Below are 20530 nucleotides of genomic sequence, written 5' to 3'. Positions count from 1 at the left end.
AAACATGCCTTCAATAAATCCTGAAATAAGTATTAAGATTTCAAACCTTTTAAAAACTAGTGGAAAATTATCTGAAGCTAACTTTAATGAGGCTAAAAAAAAATACGATAGTAATGGCAAGGTTCCTCTTGGAGTTTTAGAGTATTTAATTGATGATAAATTAGTAAGTGAAGATGATATTGTTTCTGCAGTTTCAAGAAATTATGCTTTACGTAAAACTATTCTAACTGAGCAAAATATTAAAAAAGAAGCTGTAAAAAAACTTCCAAAAGATTTTATAATGGAAAACGAAATGCTTCCATTTGAACTAAATGGAAGAATTTTAAAAATTGCTTTATTTGATCCAACTAAATCTACATTAGCAGGTAAGATTAAAAGTATGACTGGATGTAATGTAGAATTGTATGTTGCAAAACCATCAAATTTAGATCAAGCATTAAAATTTAAATCTGTAATTGAAGCGACACAAGACTCTCAAAATAATCAAGCACAAAAATCATCAGTCTCAAAACCAAATTTAAACGTGAAGGTTCCAAATGTAAAAATTACTCAAGGTGAGAATGCTGTTGTGGAATTTGTCGATAAACTTTTAAACGAATCATTTTTTAGTGGCACGAGTGATATTCACATTGAAATTTTTAGAAGAGGTGAGGCAAGAATAAGATTTAGAAAAGATGGCGTGCTCCAAGAACAATTACAGTTCAAACAATTTTTGATGGAGAATTACAATGCAATAGTAACAAGGCTAAAAATTATGTCAGGTTGTGATATTTCAGAAAAAAGGTTGCCTCAAGATGGAAAACTTCAATTTAAAAATCCACAACCAAAAAATGAAGATGATGTTGATATTGATGTTAGATTTTCAGTTATTCCAGCTAAAGAAGGTGAAAGAGTTGTTATGCGTTTACTTGCTGCTGGACCAGATCTTGGTTTAGAGCAAATCGGTCTAGATAAAGAGGATTATGATAATTTAGTTACAGCTATAACTGCTCCTCAAGGAATGGTTTTGGTTACGGGTCCAACAGGTAGTGGTAAAAGTACAACTCTTTATGGCTGTATTAAAAAAATTAATAATCCCGGAACAAATATAATGACAGCCGAAGATCCGGTTGAATTTTATTTAAAAGGTGTTGGACAAATTCAAGCTAACAATGAAATTGGTTTAACATTTGAAGCGATATTAAAATCTTTTTTAAGACAAGACCCAGAGGTAATTCTAGTTGGAGAAATAAGAGATAAATCTACAGTAGATATTGCGATTAAAGCAGCTTTAACTGGACACTTATTATTAAGTACGCTTCATACAAATGATGCGGTTTCTACGGTTGTCAGATTAGTAAATATGGGTGTTCCAAGTTTCATGGTTGCATCAGCATTGAGTTTAATTGTTGCTCAAAGGTTGGCGAGAAAGAATTGTTCTTCTTGTACAGTTGATGATGAAAAAGCAACTAAAGAAACTTTATTGCAATATGGTTTTAAAGAAGAAGAGTTAAATACTTTTACCCCCAAAATGGGTGCAGGTTGTGCAGAATGTAACAACACTGGATACAAAGGAAGACAAGGAATTTATGAAGTGTTAAAAAAAACTCCTAACTTAGAAGCTGCGATATTGAGAGATGCTAGAGGAGATGAAATGCTTGAAGTTGCAATTAAGGATGGTTTCAAAACTATGCAAGTTATTGGCAGAAATTTTATTAAAAAAGGTATATTATCTGTTGAAGAATATTCTAGAATTTTAGTAGTTTAGTTTATGGCAACATTTCAATATGCTGGTGTTCAAGCTGGAAAAAAAATTAATGGTGTAATTTCTGCATCTGATCCAAAAAGTGCTGCAGTAGAACTTAGGAAAAAAAAAATTATTGTTACCTCAATCAAAAAAGGTAACGGTAAATCCGAAAAGAAAGGTCCACCATCTTTGGATGATGTTCCTATAAGTAACGCCCCTATTATTATTGCAAAAGGAAATATTTATTTAAATTTTGGACCTTGGGCCAAAGTTCCACCGAAGGAATTATTGCAGTTTACAAAAAAAGTATCAACTATGATCAAGGCGGGTTTGCCTATTTTAGAGTCTATCATGATGATCAGAGATCAAACTGTACATATGAAGATGAAAATGACTGCTCATGCCATAATAAAAGATTTAAATGGCGGAATGAATTTAACGGATGCTTTTGCCAAGCACCCAAAAATTTTTGACAATATTTATTTGAATATGATCTCTGCAGGTGAAGCTAGTGGTAAATTAGATGAATTTTTAATTAAACTTGTAGAGTTATTAGAGAAAAATGCAAAAATTAAACAAGGTATAAAAAGTGCATTATTTTATCCAATAATGCTTTTGACGGTTGCAACAGTAATTACAATTTTCATGTTATGGAAAGTCGTTCCTGTTTTCGAGAAGATGTATGGCTCAATGGGTGTTCAACTCCCAGCAGCAACTTTAGTTATTGTTAATGCGAGTAGATTTATTGCTAATCCAACCAATATAATGAAAATCGTTGGAATTATAGTAATTATTAGAGTTTCTTATAACTTCATGTACAAAAATATAGAGGGATTTAGACATGTAATGCATAAGAGATTTTTAAAATTTCCATTGTTTGGAGATTTAATTGTTAAGGCAACAGTGTCTAGGATGTGTATGATTATGGCCAATCTAACTAGAGCTGGAGTAAGTATCATAGACACAATAAAGATTTCCAAATCTGTTACTACAAATCTAGTTTTTATTTATGCGTTAGAGAGAATTGGGAGGCAGATAGTGACTGGTCAAACATTGTCTGCGTTACTACAAAAAGAAGAACATATATTCCCTCCAGCTCTTGCACAGTTAACAGCTGTTGGTGAGAGAACAGGAAATATGGAAGAAATGTTTCAGTCAATTGCAACTTACTATGAAGAAGAATTTGATGGTGTTGTTGCGGCCTTATCCTCAATTATAGAACCATTAATGATTGTGATAATTGGTGCGATTATCGGGGTTCTTATGATAGCTTTGTACATGCCAATCTTCAGTATTGGTCAAGCTGTAGGATAGACCTTAATGAAAATCAAAGAAAAAGGTTTCAGTATTTTGGAGTTGATGACTACTATAGCCATCATATCCATTATTGGTGCAGTTGGTTTTCCAGCAATTGATAATTTTGGTGATCAAGATAATTTCGAGAGCGATCTTGCAACAATTCGAGGTCAAATAAATTACGTTAGACAACTGTCCCTTGAAGATGGAAATGCTTATACGATCAGAATTGTAAATGACACTTCTAACAATACTGCAGATTTAGAAGTTTGGCAGGCACAAGGATTGAATAGATACAATGTAGAATATCATAAATCTACAGCCACCAAATGTTCTGATTTTGATGGTACAAATGATAAAGGAACCAAGCTAACAGATTTAACAAAAGAACTTGAGCATATGACAATCAGTAGATGTACATCTACGACAGGTAACTGCTCAAAAGTTTCTGCCTCGAATAACTTTTTTTGTTTTTTACCTGATGGATCTTCACCTGAAAATGCCAGAGGAGAAATACAAGCTTCCGAAAATGCTGGAGGAAAAAAAGGTTATTTGCACACATATGAGACAGGTTTTTTTAACAATGGGAAAAGAATGTAATGAGTTTAAAACACAAATTTCAGAGGGGTGTATCTTTGGTTGAGGGTATGACTGCAGCTGGTGTTTTGGGAATAGCGGTAACTGTATTTATGACATTACAATCTTATCAAGAAAGAGATTTTGCAAATTTAAGGAAGTTTGACAAAGCTGCTTATGCAGTAGAATTAATGTTTGAAGAACTTGCAGCAGTTTACAATCCTGTAGCTGCGCAATATGGAAATCCAAGAGTATTTGAAGATACAACAGCAGGCGCTTCTTTAAAAGTAAAGGGTCTTGCTCAATTACCAGGTGATGGAGATCAAATAATAATCGAGGGAGTGGGTGGTAAATACGAAATTACAGACTCAACTGCTTTCGATGATGATAACAACACTACTTTATCTTTGGAAAGATCAGATGTTCCTGATGATACACCAAATAAAAATATGGCATCTGATGCTACAGAAAATGCTCCAATTACATTTATATCTAATTCTGAAGGTAGTTTAGATCCTTATGATGATCTAGACATGACAAAGTTTGAAGACACCACATATAAAGCGACAATAACAAATCAAAAAGTTTTGGCTGACCTAGATAATTGGGGAACTTTATTGAAGAAGCATCTCGGTCCTGCAAGAACTGGAGATAAGAGATTATTAGAAATTGAAGACATCGAAAAAGATGTCCCTGTTGATAAAGATAATGATGGAGTTACAGATCAAGAAGATGGAGTTGATATTTATGAAACCGTCAAAAAGAAACAAGTTACAATAATTATTAAACAAGACAAAATTGAAGAAAAATTTAGAAGATTATTTTTAGCTGGAACTTAAAATGAATTTAAAAAATTTTATTACTCAAAAAGGATTATCTCTTACCGAAGCTTTAGTTGCTGTGGTTGTTTCAACAATCGTAATGGGAGCAACTTACACAATTTATAATAATTTTCAGGGTACATTTGTCAGACAAATCAATCACAATAATATGAAACAGGAGGCTAGATTTGCACTACATGTATTACAACACGATAGCAAGATGGCTGGTTATAAACATCCTGATAGTACCGATGGTGAAGTTCAAGTGCCGGTAAAGGTTTTAAATACAGATGGTACAGAAGTTGCAGATGATACTGAGTTTGGAGAAATTGTATCATTTTGTTTTGATACCGAGGATAATAGTGGAAATATTCAAAGAAAATTAATTAAGTACGAGTTAAAAGCTCCATACTCTCCTATTACTGATAAAACTGTATTAAAGAAAAAAGTTTGGAACACAACAAATTGTGACGAAGATGATACTGTCAATACAACAGTCGATGCAGACTGGATGCCTGTTGCCCAGTTTTTTGATGAAATTGGAATTAGAATTAGAAGTAAGCATATTGATTTTGAAATCACTCTTGTCTCTAAAGATGAAAAAGTAACAGAAAAATATACAGCTTCTGCTTACATGAGAAATTTAAACTTTGGTGGAAAAACTTATTATGTTTATGATGAAGAAGATCTTCATGAAAATAGGACAGCTGTTATACCTTTTACCGGTAGTTTAAAAGTTCAGTGTGCAAATAATCTTACTAGAGATATTCAGCTTGCAAACTTTACAACCTCTGATGATATTATCATACTTCATCAAGGTGAAACAGTTGGAGGGACAAGTCTTACTAGGACACACGATGCTATAGTTTTTAATTCAGAAAAACCACCCGCAATAACTGGAATACCAAGTGTTAGCCATGACGAAATGAGATTAAAGTTGGTTACAACCACAGTTGCCGCCAATTTACCTCCAGGTCTTACCGTAACATCTGGATATGATGATTTAAATAATAATAATTCTGCTGATGATGGTGAATGGGATGGATCATTAACTCTTGAGGGCACTTTAGATAATTTAGATACAAATTACACTTTTAACTCTGACGGTTATCAAGATTTTACGATTAGGTTAAAAGCAGATTTGGATACAAGTTGTGATAGTCAACCTTGGGAAGATCAAAATGAGGCGTACAAAGATTATAAGGTGAGAGTAATGAAGTATGATGCACCTCAATTTTCTGATGTAAATTTGCATACTTGGGAAGCAAAAGGTTTTACTTATGGAGATGCAAATTATGAGAGAAAAGGAACATCAAGTTATAATGGAGGTCCTAATTATGATTTAACAGATGATGGAAGATCATTTTATATACAGCAAAATTTAGCTTCTCCTTCTTTTTTAGCATCTACCGAGGAATATGACTCTTTTGTTTTAAAAGGAATGATTTGCTCTGGCGGTTATCCAGATTGTAATCATGATATGAGTGCGTGGATGGATGACGACATGTTAGGATTTGCAGCAGGATATCAAAGACCTAGCGTAGTTCAAAAAACTTGGCCAGATGGTAGAATTAGAGCTTGCGCTGGAATTGATTATGAAAGTTTAAATGGCACATCTGGATTTAGTGCATCTAAATTAAGAAACTCATTACGAAGTAGTGATAAAACAGAATGGGATAGTTTATCTGCTTCTGAAAAAAATGAATGGTGGGGTGAGCCAGCAGATCTTGTTTATGACATGTATTTATGGTCTTGGTGGGGGGCACAAGGTAATAGATCTGCTATCCATCTACATCATTTCAAAGGTTATGAGTTCGATCACACTAGAAATTGTGGTTATAACGAAGGATCCTATCTATCACATGCTGATATGAACAGGTTAACGGGATGGTCTACTCCCAATTCATCAAAAATGTCTGATTTTAATGAGAATGGATACAATAGACTTTTCATGAGAACTGATAGTACCAGACCAGCAAATACTGGTTCTAGGAACTGTAATAATAGAGGGAGTTCATTTTCAAGAATCAGTTACAATCCTGGTGCAACTCATAAATGGGGATGTGGACACGGAAAAAATACTGGAGTTAAAAATACCATTACTCTGACATACCATCCAAATAAATTTAGAGCTAACATAGATAACAAACCACATGTAGCTAACAGCAACAGTCAAAGGTTCACAGCATTTGATTATAGATTTGATAGTGACGGAGATTTATTTGATCATACTTTGTCTGCTTGGCCTTATAATGAAGATACAACACCAACTTCTATTAGTTTGCCAAGCGGAGATGATGATACCGAAGAATTAAAAACAGAAGGGTTTAAAAGATTTCAAAAGGGTTCTGTTGCAATAGTTTCTTTTTCACAACCTGACAATAGGTATTCTAATATTCAAATTGCAAGACTACCAAGGTTTATCCCTGACAAAACTGATGGAAATAAACCAATGCCTAAAGCGCAAAATTTATATTATTACATGGACGAAGACTATTTTACAGTAAACAGAATATATGGTTTGCTAAGTAAATCTTATGATCCCTTTGGAGAACACATAGAAGTTTTAGTGCAGTCAAATTCATCAGCTAACTGTGCACAAATCGGTGGTAGAGGAACAAATGAAACAGGTTCAATTAAAACTCAAAGTGTAGATGGTTCTGATAGATCTATGAATTGCAGATTGAGTGGAGAGTGGAGGGCAACCACAGCAGTTTGGGCTAATAATACAGAACTTCCAAATATAGGAGAAATGTATGATACCCAAGATAAGGACTCTTACAGTGGTGCTAGGGCAACAGTAACAACTACCGCAGGAAATACTATTTATGTTTTTGCCGATGGTTCTTTCAGATATCAAGCTTATGCAGTTGGTTTTAATGATGGTACACCAAAAGAAGATTCTTTTTATTACGCAGTTCAATCAGAAGATACCTCTAATAATAGAATTTCAGACATAAAAAAAGTTTATATTGGTTTTAATATTGGAAACACTACACCTACAGGGGTATCGTTTAAGGAAGCAGATGGAACAGCCATCACAGATAATAATAACTTTGATATTGCTGAGGATGATAACAAAGATCTAATAGTAGGTGAGATTTATACTACTAGTACTCAAGAACCTGATACACATGATTTTGTAAGATTTAATCTTGGAGAGGTTCCAAATGATGATGCTGATAAAGATGTAGATCATGGAACTAGATTTAGAATTGACCAAAAAGATGATAAATTTTATTTAGTTTTAAATGATGATAGTGACATTAGATGGTCTAATTTACCTTCAAATAAAAAATATTTCTCTATAAGAATTGTTGCTACAGATTTAAGAGGAAACCAATTAACTACTACAGAAAAAGTATATGTAGATAGAGTTGATTGCTCAGAAACAGCAATGGAAAATATCACTGTTTATAAAACAAAAGCAGCAATGACCATTGAGGGTTATATTCAAGGAAAAGAAGGTGAGAAGGTATTTAGGAGACAGACAGTCCCACTAACTACTAGCTTGGATGAGGCTGTAATTACATTTGAATATCCCGAAAGGTCAGTACAACCATCTGTAAAAATAGCTGAAAAAACAGTAACAGTTGATGGAGAAGATGTTGTTATTGGAATGTTGTCAAATAGATGTAAGGAAACTCATAGTTACATTGATAGACAGCAACTTTGGAGCGACTCATAATGAAAAAACAAAAAAACGAAAAAGGTTTTGTCCTTGTATTTGTAATTGCTGTCGTCTCAGCATTGTCAATTATGACGGGAGCTATGTTTTTTTATTATGACAATGATTTAAAAAGTGTTTCAAGAAATTCAGTTATGCAACAAGTAAATCTTGCTGCGGAAACGGGATTACAAGAAGGTCAGAAATGGATCACTGATCAGCTAAATTCAAATAGTTTTACTCTAGTTGATATTCAGAATACCCTTAATGTCGCTGACTCAGATAATAAATGTCTTAATAGGCATGGTTTTACCAATTCTAGTGAAGATGTTTATTATGCAAAAAGAATAAATGCAAATCTTGGAACAGATGATCCAAAATTTGAGGACATGTCTTATGAGGTTTTTGTTCAAAGGCATGCAGATGTAGTTCGATCTATTTATTTCTCAGCAGAAGGCTCAAAAAATAATACTGAAAAAGATACTACTTACACAGACAGATCTTTTGCGCTTGTTGAAAACTTTAAAGATTTTCCAAACGATCAATTTACAATTGAAATGTGGATACAAAATAAACAGCCAGGATCTACTTATGACATGCATGCTTTTGAATGGGGTAGAACTTGGGATTTAGTATTTAAAGTTAAAAATGATGAGTGGTCTCCAAGACTTGGAGAAGTTGTTTTGGATGACCAAGGAGATATTGGATCTCCTGTTAAGGATGAGTGGGTTCACATTGCATGGGTATGGGATGGAGGTACACCGGGGAGTACTGATACCGGTAATGTAAGAATTTACCAAAATGGAACTTTAAGTGGAACATATAATGCAGATATAGGAGCTAGACCTAAATCTGGTTATACTAATCCTCCTGAGACATTACCTGAAGGAGATTTTTGGCCGTTAGCAATCGGAGAAGGTTTGGCTGGCTTTAATCCTAGTAGTTATTTGACTGGAGATCCAATAATTCAAAGTGTTCCTTGGCTTGGTAATATCGCTGAAATGAGAATATGGAATGTATCAAGATCAGGCACTGACATTGCAAACAATAATAGAAGAAGATTAACAGGTTCTGAACCAGGATTAGTTTCATATTATAAGTTTAATGAAGGATCAGGTAATACTGCTAAAGATTTTAATACCTCAAGAGCAGCTGATAGAAAAAATGATGCAACGATTTATGGTATTGGAAATAAAGGAACTTTATGGAAAACAGAAATTGTTAAATATCCAGTTACTTCAACAACAGACGATGCACCGTCGATCAATGTTCCACCTGGAGAAGATGTTGTTTACTACAAAATTTTATCATGTGGAAAAGGACCTCAAGAACAAATCGTTCCTCTTGAATTAATTGTTTCAGCCCCAGTTCAAAAAGGAGATGTAGGAGATGGTAAAATTGCACTCACAGAAGAAGACCTAAATGATTTAACTGGTCAAGAAGGTACTCCATTAATAACACCTTTAAATAACTATATTGCTCAAGAAGGAGTGACTGGAGATATTAAAATTCAAACCAAGGATAATACCAATACAAACTTTTATGTTTTTAAAAGGTCTATGGAGCAATGTAGTAACTCTAATTCATTTACAGATTTCAGTGCCGCCTCATCATACTCCGAAGGAGACTGTGCAGAATTTGAAGATAAATTGTATTTCCTAGAAAAAGATGATGGAAAATCAGCTGGTGACGATTTTATTGAAGATGATTGGTCTGAGGTTTTGGGTAGCGATTGTGACGGTGTACAATTTACATCAAATTCAGGTGATAATAGTTATGGCCATTATTATAAATATTTTTCAACTGCACCAAATGTAACTTCTGATCTGGGTTATAATGGTGACTCGATTGACTGGTGGGAAGCAAAAAGAAGAGCTGAGCAATCTACTTGTGGAGGTATGCGAGGATATTTAGTTTCTATAGAAAGTGCTGAAGAAAATGAATTTATTAAAGATGCTGTAATGTGCAATAGCAGCACACAGTCTGGCTGTACTGGGGTTACCCCTTTTCATGTTGCTGCTGGAGAAACCAGAGAAAATTACTATGGAACAAGATTAGATCAATCTAGTGATCAACACTATATTTGGCTATCAAACTCAGATTGGAGAAATCCAACCTCGAATGCAGCCAATATGCAATCAGAGTCAGGACCTTTAATGGGAATGAGTGTTTCCTATACAAACTGGCAAAGTGGTGAACCCAATAATTCAGCAGAGCCATATGCTGATATGGAAATAAATAGAAGCGATAGAACCAACGGGGGTTGGAATGATTTAAGAAGAATTCCAAATTGTAGTTCTGGAGGACTAGATTGTATTACTGGTTATGTTGTTGAATATGGAGGTTTTGATCATTTTAGCTTAGAGCATGATATTAACCAAGATGGTGACACTGATGATGCAGATGAAATAGATATTAGTGGCCATAATTTTTGTGTCGCAAGAGCCACTATAGAGGCAGACACATATGTAGCTCCAGTTGATGGAAACACTGACGGAGACTTACTAGATCTTGATGCAGATACCAACCCAGACGTAATTGAAGATTATTTAAAACTTGATACTGATGCTGAAGATTATCCATCAGCAATAACAGGTGACACTTCTTCATCTTCTGTAGACCATGATACGACTGATGATTATCCAGGTTGGAATGCCTATACAGGAGTTCTTACTATGGTTCATTCTGGTAAACCAAATGATTGGAGCTCAACATCAACTTATTCAGCCAATGATTTTGTTTGGTTTAACAATAGAGTTTGGAAAAATACTTCAGGTGGTACAATAACTGGTGGTTCTTCTTTAGATTTAACTCAAACTCCTACTATTTATAATCCTCATAATTGGACTATGTATGAAGGTGATGAGTCTGACGCACCTTGTGCAGATGTAGATGTTTGGACACAAGCATTTGAGTCTATAAAATATTACAATTCAAAAGAAGTAGATGCAGAAGAAGGAGCAAACCCTTATGCTTATGAAGGAACAGATGGTTCAGACGGCACAGAAGGTGAAGATGCTGAAACTACTACAGCCTCACTTGGAGAAAGAACAATTTTATTTTCTTTAGGTCCTCTTCATGTTGAAGAGCATAGAGATGGATATAATCACTTCTACGAATTTTATGAGTTTCCTGCTAGACCAGATGGAACCGCTAATTCAAGTCAAAACCTATACAATAATAAAAATAGAAGAATGAATGAAGCTTTCTCTTTATCAAGACAATTAGATTATTTTGGAAAAAGTGGATACCTCGCAACTATAACAAGTGAGTCTGAAAATGATATCATTACAACTAAAGCAGTTGGTAATGGATGGATGGGTGGATTAGCTATGTCGGATAACGCAAATACTGTAGCTAATTTAAATAAATGTGGTGGTTTCCTACAAAGATCTAATAGAGCCCAAGCAACAGCTGATTTTCAAGCTTTACGAGATTTTGAAAATATACCGTTTTATAGAAATGGCCAAACTTATGGTGCTAGTACAAGATATGTTAGAAACATAGTTGAAAAATATCAAACAACAACAGCAAGAACAATTACATCAATATCAAAAGCTAATCCGGCATTAATTACAACAAGTTCGACACATGGTCTTACCAGTGATGATATCATTAAGATTGCAGATATTAGCACCACTAATCAGATGAATGTTGATGGTATGACACAACTAGTTACTGGATTTTATAGAGTTAGAGTTGTTTCCAACACAACATTCAGACTTGTCGATTTAGATACGAGAAATAATATAAATTCTACTTCTTGGTCTAATTATACAGCAAGTTCAGCTCAAATGTGGTTACTGGAAGGGTATCAGAATGAATTTTATAGAAAAGGATCTTCATCACTAACTGCATCAAATGCAAACCCCCAATCTCAGTCTGGTTTAACATTGTTTTATAAAGATCCTAAAATAGCTTTGTCTTCAAATGCAGCAATTACAGGCAATAATACAAAAAGATATTTTACAGATTCGTTTACAAACGTTGATGATACGGTAACGAGCACAGAATGCCCTGTATGGAGATGGATGACTGGCCCTGAAGGTATGTTATGGAATGGAAGAGGTTTGGCTTTTGCTCCAACACGAACAGCTTCTGGAACACCTTCTGCTAACAATGGAACCTGGGAAAGAGGTGTTACAGCTGGTTCTAATGATCCTCAAGGTCAACAAATTGGTGAAGTGTTTGTTGATGGTATGCCATTTAGAAATTGGAATGGAACTGGAGAACCTAATAATGTTGCACAAACAGAACATGGTATTCATTTATTAGGAACTCATTTCGATGACGATGATGAGCTCACATGGAATGATTTACACAATTGGAGTGCAAGTTACTCAAATAACTTTAATTATTCAATAAGAGGATTAGTTTTAGAATATGGGGGTATGGAAAATGATGAAGATCCTAATATTAGAATAGCTACAAAAAGAGTAATTAAACTTTTTGATAGGAGAGTAACAAAAGCCATTGTGAAAATAAAATCAGGAGCTGAAACTGGTGACAAGCTTGTAGTAGGCTCAGAGGAACTTAATGCAGTTAATTTAACTGCTACAGGAAATGAAACTAGCGAGGTTACTTTATCTGGAGATGCAACTTGTAAAAATTATGTTGATTTAATTAAATCTATGTATTTTGAACACAATGCATCTGCTGATGGAACAAGAGAAATAGAAGTATTGTTAGGAGATATTCAAAAGCCAAGTAACGCTGAACATTATTATCAGTTAAAAGATACTGAGTTAAGTTACAATCAAGCAAATTTTCAAGCGAGTTACCAAAACCTTTGTGGTATTCAAGGTTATTTAGCTAATGTTACAACATCCGCGGATCTAGATGCAATTGAAGAGCTTGGTGTAACTGATGATAAACAAGTTTGGGTCAATGGAACAGATGAATGTCAGGGTGGAATTTTTAGATCTGGATTTTGGAGATATTCATCTGGACCTTGGAAGGACAAAGAGTTTTGGAGATTAAGATTAGATATTGATTTGGATGACGCAGACGACATTAGAGATAATTTAGAAAATGAAGCAAGTTGCGGTGTAACTTCTACGAGGTCTAGTCAGGCTAGTGTTAGAGTAGGACCTTTTACTGCTGCAAACTGGATTAGCTCTCATCCAGCTGCTAATACAAATGATTATCTTGTTTTCCAACAAACTAGTTCTGCATCTACAACTGGAATTATGACTAGAGGTGGTATGGCTAGCTCCGATGTTGAAGGGTTCATCATTAGATATGGAGGAAGTGTAGGAGATTTTACTGGTGCAGATATTGAAGAAGATGATAATGACATTAATGTACTATTAGGTCCTGAAAGAGCTGAAATTTCTTTTTACAATGATGGAAGTGATAATAGTATTTTTATAAGCGATGAGGACTCTGTTAAAGTTGATACCACTGGTGATTTAGCATTATCTACAGGGTGGTCTAAAACAGCTGATTTTGTAGCTTCTAGTAATTCACCATTAAAAATTACGTCACCTTCTGGTGAAGTTGCAACCATTCAACAATGGCGAGACGAGCTTCAAAAAGTTTACTATCAAAGTACTGATACTAGCGACTTTACTCCAGGAAATAGAAAAATTAAAATTAAGCTAGTGTATGGAGATACTACATTGAATCAAGAAATTGGAGTTGTAAAAGCTATTGGAAGCAGAAACGCTGTTACAGTTACACCTATATCTTGGAACAATAGATAGTTTTAATCTCTTGATGGCATAATACCAGTTCTTTGGCCATCTATAGTATTTTCTGTATCAGTTGCTGCATCATTATAATCAGAAACATTTAAAGCAATTGTTGCAACTGAACCAGTTGATGGATTTGGAGATCCATTCATTTGAACATTAAAGAAATCTGTTGCAGCATCAGCGTAGTAAAATCCACTATTCACACCCTCAAAAGTTCCCGCAGCAGTGAAAATTTGTGGATCAAAACCTGCTTCACCTGATTTAGTGGTTGTAGCAGTAGTACCGTTTGAATTATTTATACTAAAAATTCCATTATTTGTTCCCCACATTGATGTAGATGCTGATCCACTAGAATAATCAGTTGTAAAAGAATAACTAAAATCTACATCTGCATTACCATCTAAGGACAATGTTCCTGAATAAGTATTATTAATTGTTTGAGATGCAAAGTTAACTGTAGTTACACCACTAAAAGTCCCAGAACCAGTTCCTTTAGTTGCTGCCATGTTAATGTTGTTACCTGTATAAGTGTAAGTCCCTGAAGTTATACCTTGGAAATCTCCATAATTTGTTTCTCCTAAATTGGTACCACCATAACGTAAAATATATGCAAGACCGTCTCCACCTTCAGCATTTGCCATTGCAATTTGGTTTTCTGCAGACTCGTTTTCAAATTCAGCTTGACCTTCTTCACCAATAATATCTACGACATCAACACCTAGCACTTCAGCTATTTGATCGAAAGTTAATCCTCCATCACTTAAATTCAAAGCAGTGGTTACTATTTCACCTATTATTTCATTTCCACTTATTTGCTGATCATCAAACAAACCTTCTTTAATTGCACTTTCTACTTCTTGAACATCAAGATTTGCTTTAACATCTAAAAAATTTTGGAATTGTTGCAATTGCTCCTGTGTAATTTCAACTGGAGGAGTTGGAATTTGGTTTAAAGATAATTGAGTGAATGAAAAAGGTGTATCTAATAATACACTTCCAAGTTCATTTGCAACTTCTACAGCACCTGGCCTTAATCCTAAAGTGTTGTCTTCCCCAGGACCAATTAGTAATACTTGGGCGTTATCTTCCTCATCTATAATTGTTTGAAACTCTGTACCTCTTGAACCTATTGTTCCCGCTGCAGTTTTAACTTCTAATTTTTCAGGGTTCTTTTGATTAATTAATCCACTTAAAACTTTTACACTTCCTTCATTAAGTGTAGCTAAAAAACTGCCGTCCAATGTACTTGGGTCAAAAACAAATTCATCTATTGTTATTGATGTTTTTTCTCCGATTGTAAGAACGGTCTCGTCTAAAAAGATTATTTGAGATTTAGATTTTCCATCAGAAATAATTTCATCTCCAAAGAAAATTTTATCTCCAGCTTTTAAAATTTCTCCTTTTTGATTGGTAATTTTTCCAATCGATAATGTAATTGCACCTACAATTTTCTCATCAGCAACTGAATGACTGATAAAAAATAGGGTTAAAATTAGAGCCAATATTTTCTTCAAAACATCATCCTTTTTGTTAATCCAAATTTAATTATTTCCTTATCATAGTCGTAGTTAAGGATATTTGAGCTCGACTCTATATCAGAATAAGAAAGATTGTAAAAAACATTCTTTATATACTTATTCTTTATTAGATCTTCTAAATTTCCAGAAAGTGTAACACTATTTGTTACAATCTCATCATCTCTGACCGTATCGCTTTTTACGAAAGTGTCAGATTTATCATATTTATTTGAGTTATTTGAATGAGAAATTGTATAATTTAAAAATCCAATTTTTCCTGAATTTGAAATAGTATAAAAGTTATTTTCATATCCATAAGAGTCTAGCTTAGCGTTATACTGATTTATACCTAATTTAAATTTTATATTATTGGTATTGCTCAAAAAATATTCATAACCCGTTGCAAGTCCATAATAAGTATTATTTTTATTATCCGCAGAACTAAAGGTAGTATCTGTTCTATAATCTGTAATACCCATATTTGAAGATACTAACAGATTTTGATTTGGTTTAGTTAGATATCTGTTTTCAACAGTAACATTATAAATTACATTTTCAGCATCATTAACAAAATTATTGTTATTCATTGAAAAGAAAGCGGACATATAATTTTTATTGAATTGTTTATTGTAATTAACAAACAAAGAATCTAGATCATTTTCTTTATTCTTATCTCTATTCTGTCTTGTTACATTTTTACCTAAACTTAAACTTAAATTTGAAGTATCAGATAGTTTTTTAAAAGCTCCTGTTCTTATAAAGATGTCACTATAAGAATCTTCGTAAATAGTATCAGCAGCGTAATTACTTAAACTATCACTGATATACAATGTTTTAGAATTTGAAACAGTATTAACATTGTTTTCTTCTGCAAGATTAACACCAAAGTCTACATATCTAATCCAGTCATTTTCATCTCTAGGTTTCTTCTGATTTTCTAAAGTTTGGGTTAGTGAGTTAAGTTGCTCTCTGATATCAGCTGTTAATTTTTCACTCTGTTTTATTTCATCAATAATTGCTTTTGTTCTTTCTTTAGAATCTATTTTTAACGATATTGACAACAAATATAATTTTAAATCTAAATTTTCTGAGTATAGATCTGATAGTCTTTCTAAAGTTGCAATAACAGTTTTATAATTTCCTAAACTTTCTTGCTCCTTTGCAAATCTCAAATTTAATTCAAGATCAGTTGGATTGTTAAGAATTTCAGAATATTTTATTCCTTTAGAATTATCATTTGATATTTGTAAATTTTCTTTCTCAGATTTATTTTCTGAAACAATTAATTCATTTATTTTACTTACAATATAACTTGGAATGTTTTCAAATTCCTTTAACTCATTTAATATTTTTTTTAACTCTGTCTCGTTTTGAGTTTTTTCATAAAGATAAAATAGTTTTATTTTGATCTCTGAATTTTCTGGGTAAACTTTCTTTAAAACTTCGAGCGCATAAATTGCTTCATTAACTTTGTGATCTTTTTCTTGCTCTACAAATAAAAATGCTTGTTCAAGATCTTCCGGTTTATTTAAAACTTCACTTAAAACTAAATTTGCATGAGCCTTAGTGATTGAAATAAATATAAAAAAAAGAAAGATCAGTATTCTCATAACAATTCTTAAAATCCGGAGATGATCAGACAGGTAATGTCGTCTCTTAAAGGCTCTTTTCTTTTAGTTAAAATATCGCTTAAATGCTCAATAATTGCTACAGGCGACTTAAATTTATTATCACTAATTTCCTTTTCTACACCTTTTGCCTCTAATTCTTGATTATTCTCTAAGTATCCCTCTGTAACACCATCTGTATAGATAACTAAATTTTTATTTACTAAGCTTATTTCGTTTGTCCGAAAAAAATCGTCATTATCCATAGCCATAATTCCAAGCGGAGGTAGTGTAGATTTATAATATTCAAAATTAAAATTTTCGTCATAAACCATAATTGGTTCATGCCCAAGATTGATGTATTCTATTTTTTTTTCTTTAATATTATATTTTCCTACAACTGCAGTTATAAACATTCCTTGATAAGATGAGTCCGCAACTTGATTATTAATGTATCTTGCAATTGTAGATACTTCTTTATTAAGTTTTGCCATCGATCTAAAAACAGCTGCAGCATTTGCCATTAGTATTCCAGCCTTAACTCCCTTGCCAGAAACATCTGCTAATGTGAAATAAAATTCATCCTCAGATATTTTTATGTAATCGTAGTAATCACCAGAAACATCTCGCGCAGGAACATTCTTTGCGTAAAGAATATTTTTTTGTTCAAATTCTTTTGGAAATAATTTTTTTTGTACTTCACCAGCAATTTCTCTTTCTTTTTTTAAAACTATTTGTTTTTTTTCATTTTCAATAGCTATTTCATTTTCCTGGAGATATCTAAAATACAGTGTAACTAAAAATAGAAATGCAGAGCCTAAAGTAGTGTAAAATATATCTATAAAATAATTAAATTGGTAAAAGACTAAGCTAGAAGTTATTAGAAATACACATAAGCCTACAAAAAAAACTATACTTAGTTTTGGATTAACTTTTTTTGGAATTATTAATACTAAGATTAAAGAAATTAATAATATAATTATTTCAATAATATCTGTTTTTAAGTTTTTAATTATAAAGTCGTTATTTATAATATTTTCAATTGCATGAGCATGTGTTTCAACTCCAGGGATAACTTTTCCACTAGGTATTTTAACAAAATCAAATAAACCTTGTGCTGAGCTTCCAATTAAAATTATTTTATCTTTAATTATATTTTTACTAATTTTGTCATTTAAAATATCGACAGCTGAAATGTATTTATCTTTACCAAATTTTTTATAGTTGATATGAACTATTGCATTTGGATCTGTATTCAAACTATAGTTCTTGGTTCTAATTGTTTTTATTCCACTTTCTGATGATTGAATTAAAATACTTTTATTTTTATGTAACAATCTTAATGTTTCTAAACTTAGTGATGGCCAGATATCTCCATCGATTTTAAGTAAAATTGGTAATGACCGCAAGACACCATCCTGATTATCAAGATATGAAATGTTACCTATACCTTTTGCTGCATTATTTATAACTTCAAGTGAAGTGATTTTATTTTTAAAATTATATAAGTAGTTTTCTGCATCACCTCCTCTTGATATAAAGTTTGTTTTTGGTTTAGAATTATTCATTTTATCAAAAACAGAAATGTCTCCTAAAACTGGCAGTATTACATTTGAATTTTGAATTGCAGTAATTAGGGATTGGTCAGAGTCTAATACTCCTTCATTAGAAATATTAAGTTCTCCTAATATTTTGCTAGGATTTTGTTTGTCTTCTTCACTAAAAAAAATATCGAAAGAAATTACTGATGCTTCCAAATTCTCTAATTTGTCAACAAGGTTGGCAAATACGTCTCTTCTCCAGGGAAATTGGCCTACTTCACCTATACTTTTCTCGTCAATATCAACGATTAAAACATCATTAAAATCGCTATTTTCCTCAAAAATAGACTGGTAAATATCATATGAGATATTCTCTATTCGTTTAACAAAATTACTGTCCTGGATTTTAATTAGCACTAACAGCGCTAGAAAAATAAGCCCAAGGTATTTTTTTAAATTTTTCACAAATTTTTAATTTTTTTGTTTTTCAAATTCAGTAAGTGCATCTTCAAAACCTTGTAATGAAGATTTAATTAAAAATGGCTTTTCTCTAAATCCATCAACTAAAATTTCAAAGTAGATTGATTTTTTCATTGCTTCTTTAATTTGTTTAAAAAGACTCTCTATCGCAGGATCGGTAGTATCATTTGAAATTGATATTATACATCCAACAACTTCACATTTTATGAAAGGTAAATTAACTGCAGTCCCTTTATGAAAATTTATTGATGCAGGTCTTTGAACATTAACACCTAGTGGTGTGATTATATTAATTAATTCCTTTAACTCATTTTTATTATTTAAAAATTCAGAATACACTACTGTAAATTGTAGATTTAAATTTTTAACTTGTAAAAATTGTACAATTTCACATTTTTGTTTCTTGTTTTCAGTAACACATCGCAAAGTCCAATCTCTAAACTGTTTTGTAGTAACAGTTGGTACTTTTTCTTCACTTTGTTCTGCATGAGTAAAATTTAAATTAAATACGAATATAAATATAAAAGTTAGTAATAATCTCATATTTTAATCTCCAGTCGTTATAACCATAAAGCATTCTTTAAAGCTTCATTGGTTGTATTAATATTTTTTTTATTATTTTTATTTTGAATAAATAAAATATCTCTATTCATTTGAGGTTTATTTATTCTAGTGAATAAAAGTTTATGATCAATTGCTACACTTTCAGGAATTATTGCGACCCCTAAACCACTTTTAATACAAGAGGCTGCTGTTGTGTCACTATCAGTAAAAACAATATCTCTATCATTATTTTCTTGCTTTCTTTTTTTAATATTTTTTTGGATTTCTTTAAAGTCTGGGAAGGAACCTTTATTCTTTAAATAATCATAGTAAAAAAATTCGCAAGTATTTCTAAAGATATAATTTTTTTCTTTTCGAACCATATCTATACTTACTTCTTTAATATCTTGAAATTGGTGCCCCTTATAAAAGGCAACACAAAACGGATCTTCGTATAAATTGACTTTATCAATATTATCATTTGAAAATTTGATACAACTTATCGCAAAATCAATTTTATTTTTTTCAACTAGATTAATCATTTCAAAACTATCACTCTCAATAACTTTTATTCTTACTTTAGGATTATTTTTTTTAATCAACCAAAGTATATTTTGTTTATGGGAATAGGTAAGGGTACTTGGAATACCAAAAGTAATTTGATCTTTATTTATACTTTTATCATCAAATTCTATAGATTTTATATTTTCTATAACTTTATCATTGAACGCTAAAATTGATTTTGCATTCATGTAAAAAATTTCACCTTCTTTAGTTAGAGTGACTCCTTTTTTAGTTCTGATAAATAATTTTTTTCCCAAACTATTTTCAATAATTTGTACAGATCTTGTAATTGAAGGTTGAGCAACATTTAAACTCGAACTTGCAGATAAAATACTCCCCGTATCTGCTACTGTTATAAAATACTTTAAAAACTTAGGGTTTAAGAACTCTTGATTACTCATAATCGCATTTATAGAATTTTTTTATATTTAATCAAATTGTATATATAACTAATATTATATACCATAAGTTGCATCAAAATAACTTTATTGGATTA

The 20530-nt window shown here is 32.2% G+C and carries 11 protein-coding genes; 6 read left to right on the top strand and 5 right to left on the bottom strand.

Annotated features, from left to right (window positions below; genetic code table 11):
- Nucleotides 1-4: 4 nt before the first annotated feature.
- From ACTTBK_RS05020 to ACTTBK_RS04995, 6 genes are read left to right on the top strand one after another with little or no spacing between them, the layout of a single operon-like run.
- The gene (locus tag ACTTBK_RS05020) at nucleotides 5-1747 is read left to right on the top strand and encodes a GspE/PulE family protein (RefSeq protein ID WP_440618888.1); all 1743 of its coding nucleotides are present in this window, start codon (nucleotides 5-7) and stop codon (nucleotides 1745-1747) included.
- Between the two features lie 3 nt (nucleotides 1748-1750).
- A complete protein-coding gene (locus ACTTBK_RS05015; RefSeq protein ID WP_440613825.1) occupies nucleotides 1751-3040 on the top strand; it encodes a type II secretion system F family protein in 1290 nt (429 codons plus the stop codon).
- A gap of 6 nt (nucleotides 3041-3046) precedes the next feature.
- On the top strand, nucleotides 3047-3622 hold the full coding sequence (locus tag ACTTBK_RS05010; protein WP_440618887.1) for a pilus assembly FimT family protein: 576 nt from the start codon (nucleotides 3047-3049) through the stop codon (nucleotides 3620-3622).
- Nucleotides 3622-4437 carry a type IV pilus modification PilV family protein gene (locus tag ACTTBK_RS05005; protein WP_440618886.1) on the top strand — a complete coding sequence of 272 codons (816 nt, stop codon included), beginning with the start codon at nucleotides 3622-3624 and terminating at the stop codon, nucleotides 4435-4437. The genes ACTTBK_RS05010 and ACTTBK_RS05005 overlap by 1 nt, the downstream gene beginning before the upstream one ends.
- A 1-nt stretch (nucleotide 4438) precedes the next feature.
- Complete coding sequence (locus tag ACTTBK_RS05000; protein WP_440618885.1) at nucleotides 4439-8107, top strand: PilW family protein; 3669 nt, start codon at nucleotides 4439-4441, stop codon at nucleotides 8105-8107.
- A complete protein-coding gene (locus ACTTBK_RS04995) occupies nucleotides 8107-13791 on the top strand; it encodes a LamG-like jellyroll fold domain-containing protein (protein WP_440618883.1) in 5685 nt (1894 codons plus the stop codon). Before ACTTBK_RS05000 ends, ACTTBK_RS04995 begins: the two co-directional genes overlap by 1 nt.
- A 2-nt stretch (nucleotides 13792-13793) precedes the next feature.
- Here ACTTBK_RS04995 and ACTTBK_RS04990 read toward each other — a convergent pair whose 3' ends face one another.
- From ACTTBK_RS04990 to ACTTBK_RS04970, 5 genes are read right to left on the bottom strand one after another with little or no spacing between them, the layout of a single operon-like run.
- Nucleotides 13794-15296, bottom strand: a complete 1503-nt coding sequence (locus ACTTBK_RS04990) for a FecR domain-containing protein (protein ID WP_440618882.1) — start codon at nucleotides 15294-15296, stop codon at nucleotides 13794-13796.
- A complete protein-coding gene (locus ACTTBK_RS04985) occupies nucleotides 15293-16909 on the bottom strand; it encodes a hypothetical protein (protein WP_440618881.1) in 1617 nt (538 codons plus the stop codon). The genes ACTTBK_RS04990 and ACTTBK_RS04985 overlap by 4 nt, the downstream gene beginning before the upstream one ends.
- Before the next feature lie 8 nt (nucleotides 16910-16917).
- A complete protein-coding gene (locus ACTTBK_RS04980) occupies nucleotides 16918-18864 on the bottom strand; it encodes a CHASE2 domain-containing protein (RefSeq protein WP_440618878.1) in 1947 nt (648 codons plus the stop codon).
- Nucleotides 18865-18918: 54 nt separating this feature from the next.
- Complete coding sequence (locus ACTTBK_RS04975) at nucleotides 18919-19470, bottom strand: invasion associated locus B family protein (protein ID WP_262589719.1); 552 nt, start codon at nucleotides 19468-19470, stop codon at nucleotides 18919-18921.
- Nucleotides 19471-19487: 17 nt separating this feature from the next.
- A complete protein-coding gene (locus ACTTBK_RS04970; protein WP_440618876.1) occupies nucleotides 19488-20435 on the bottom strand; it encodes a LysR family transcriptional regulator in 948 nt (315 codons plus the stop codon).
- Nucleotides 20436-20530: the final 95 nt, after the last annotated feature.

Origin of the sequence: Candidatus Pelagibacter sp. HIMB1493 (assembly GCF_052047995.1) — a bacterium.
Classification (GTDB): Bacteria; Pseudomonadota; Alphaproteobacteria; order Pelagibacterales; family Pelagibacteraceae; genus Pelagibacter.
This window is presented reverse-complemented; position numbering and strand designations above follow the sequence as displayed.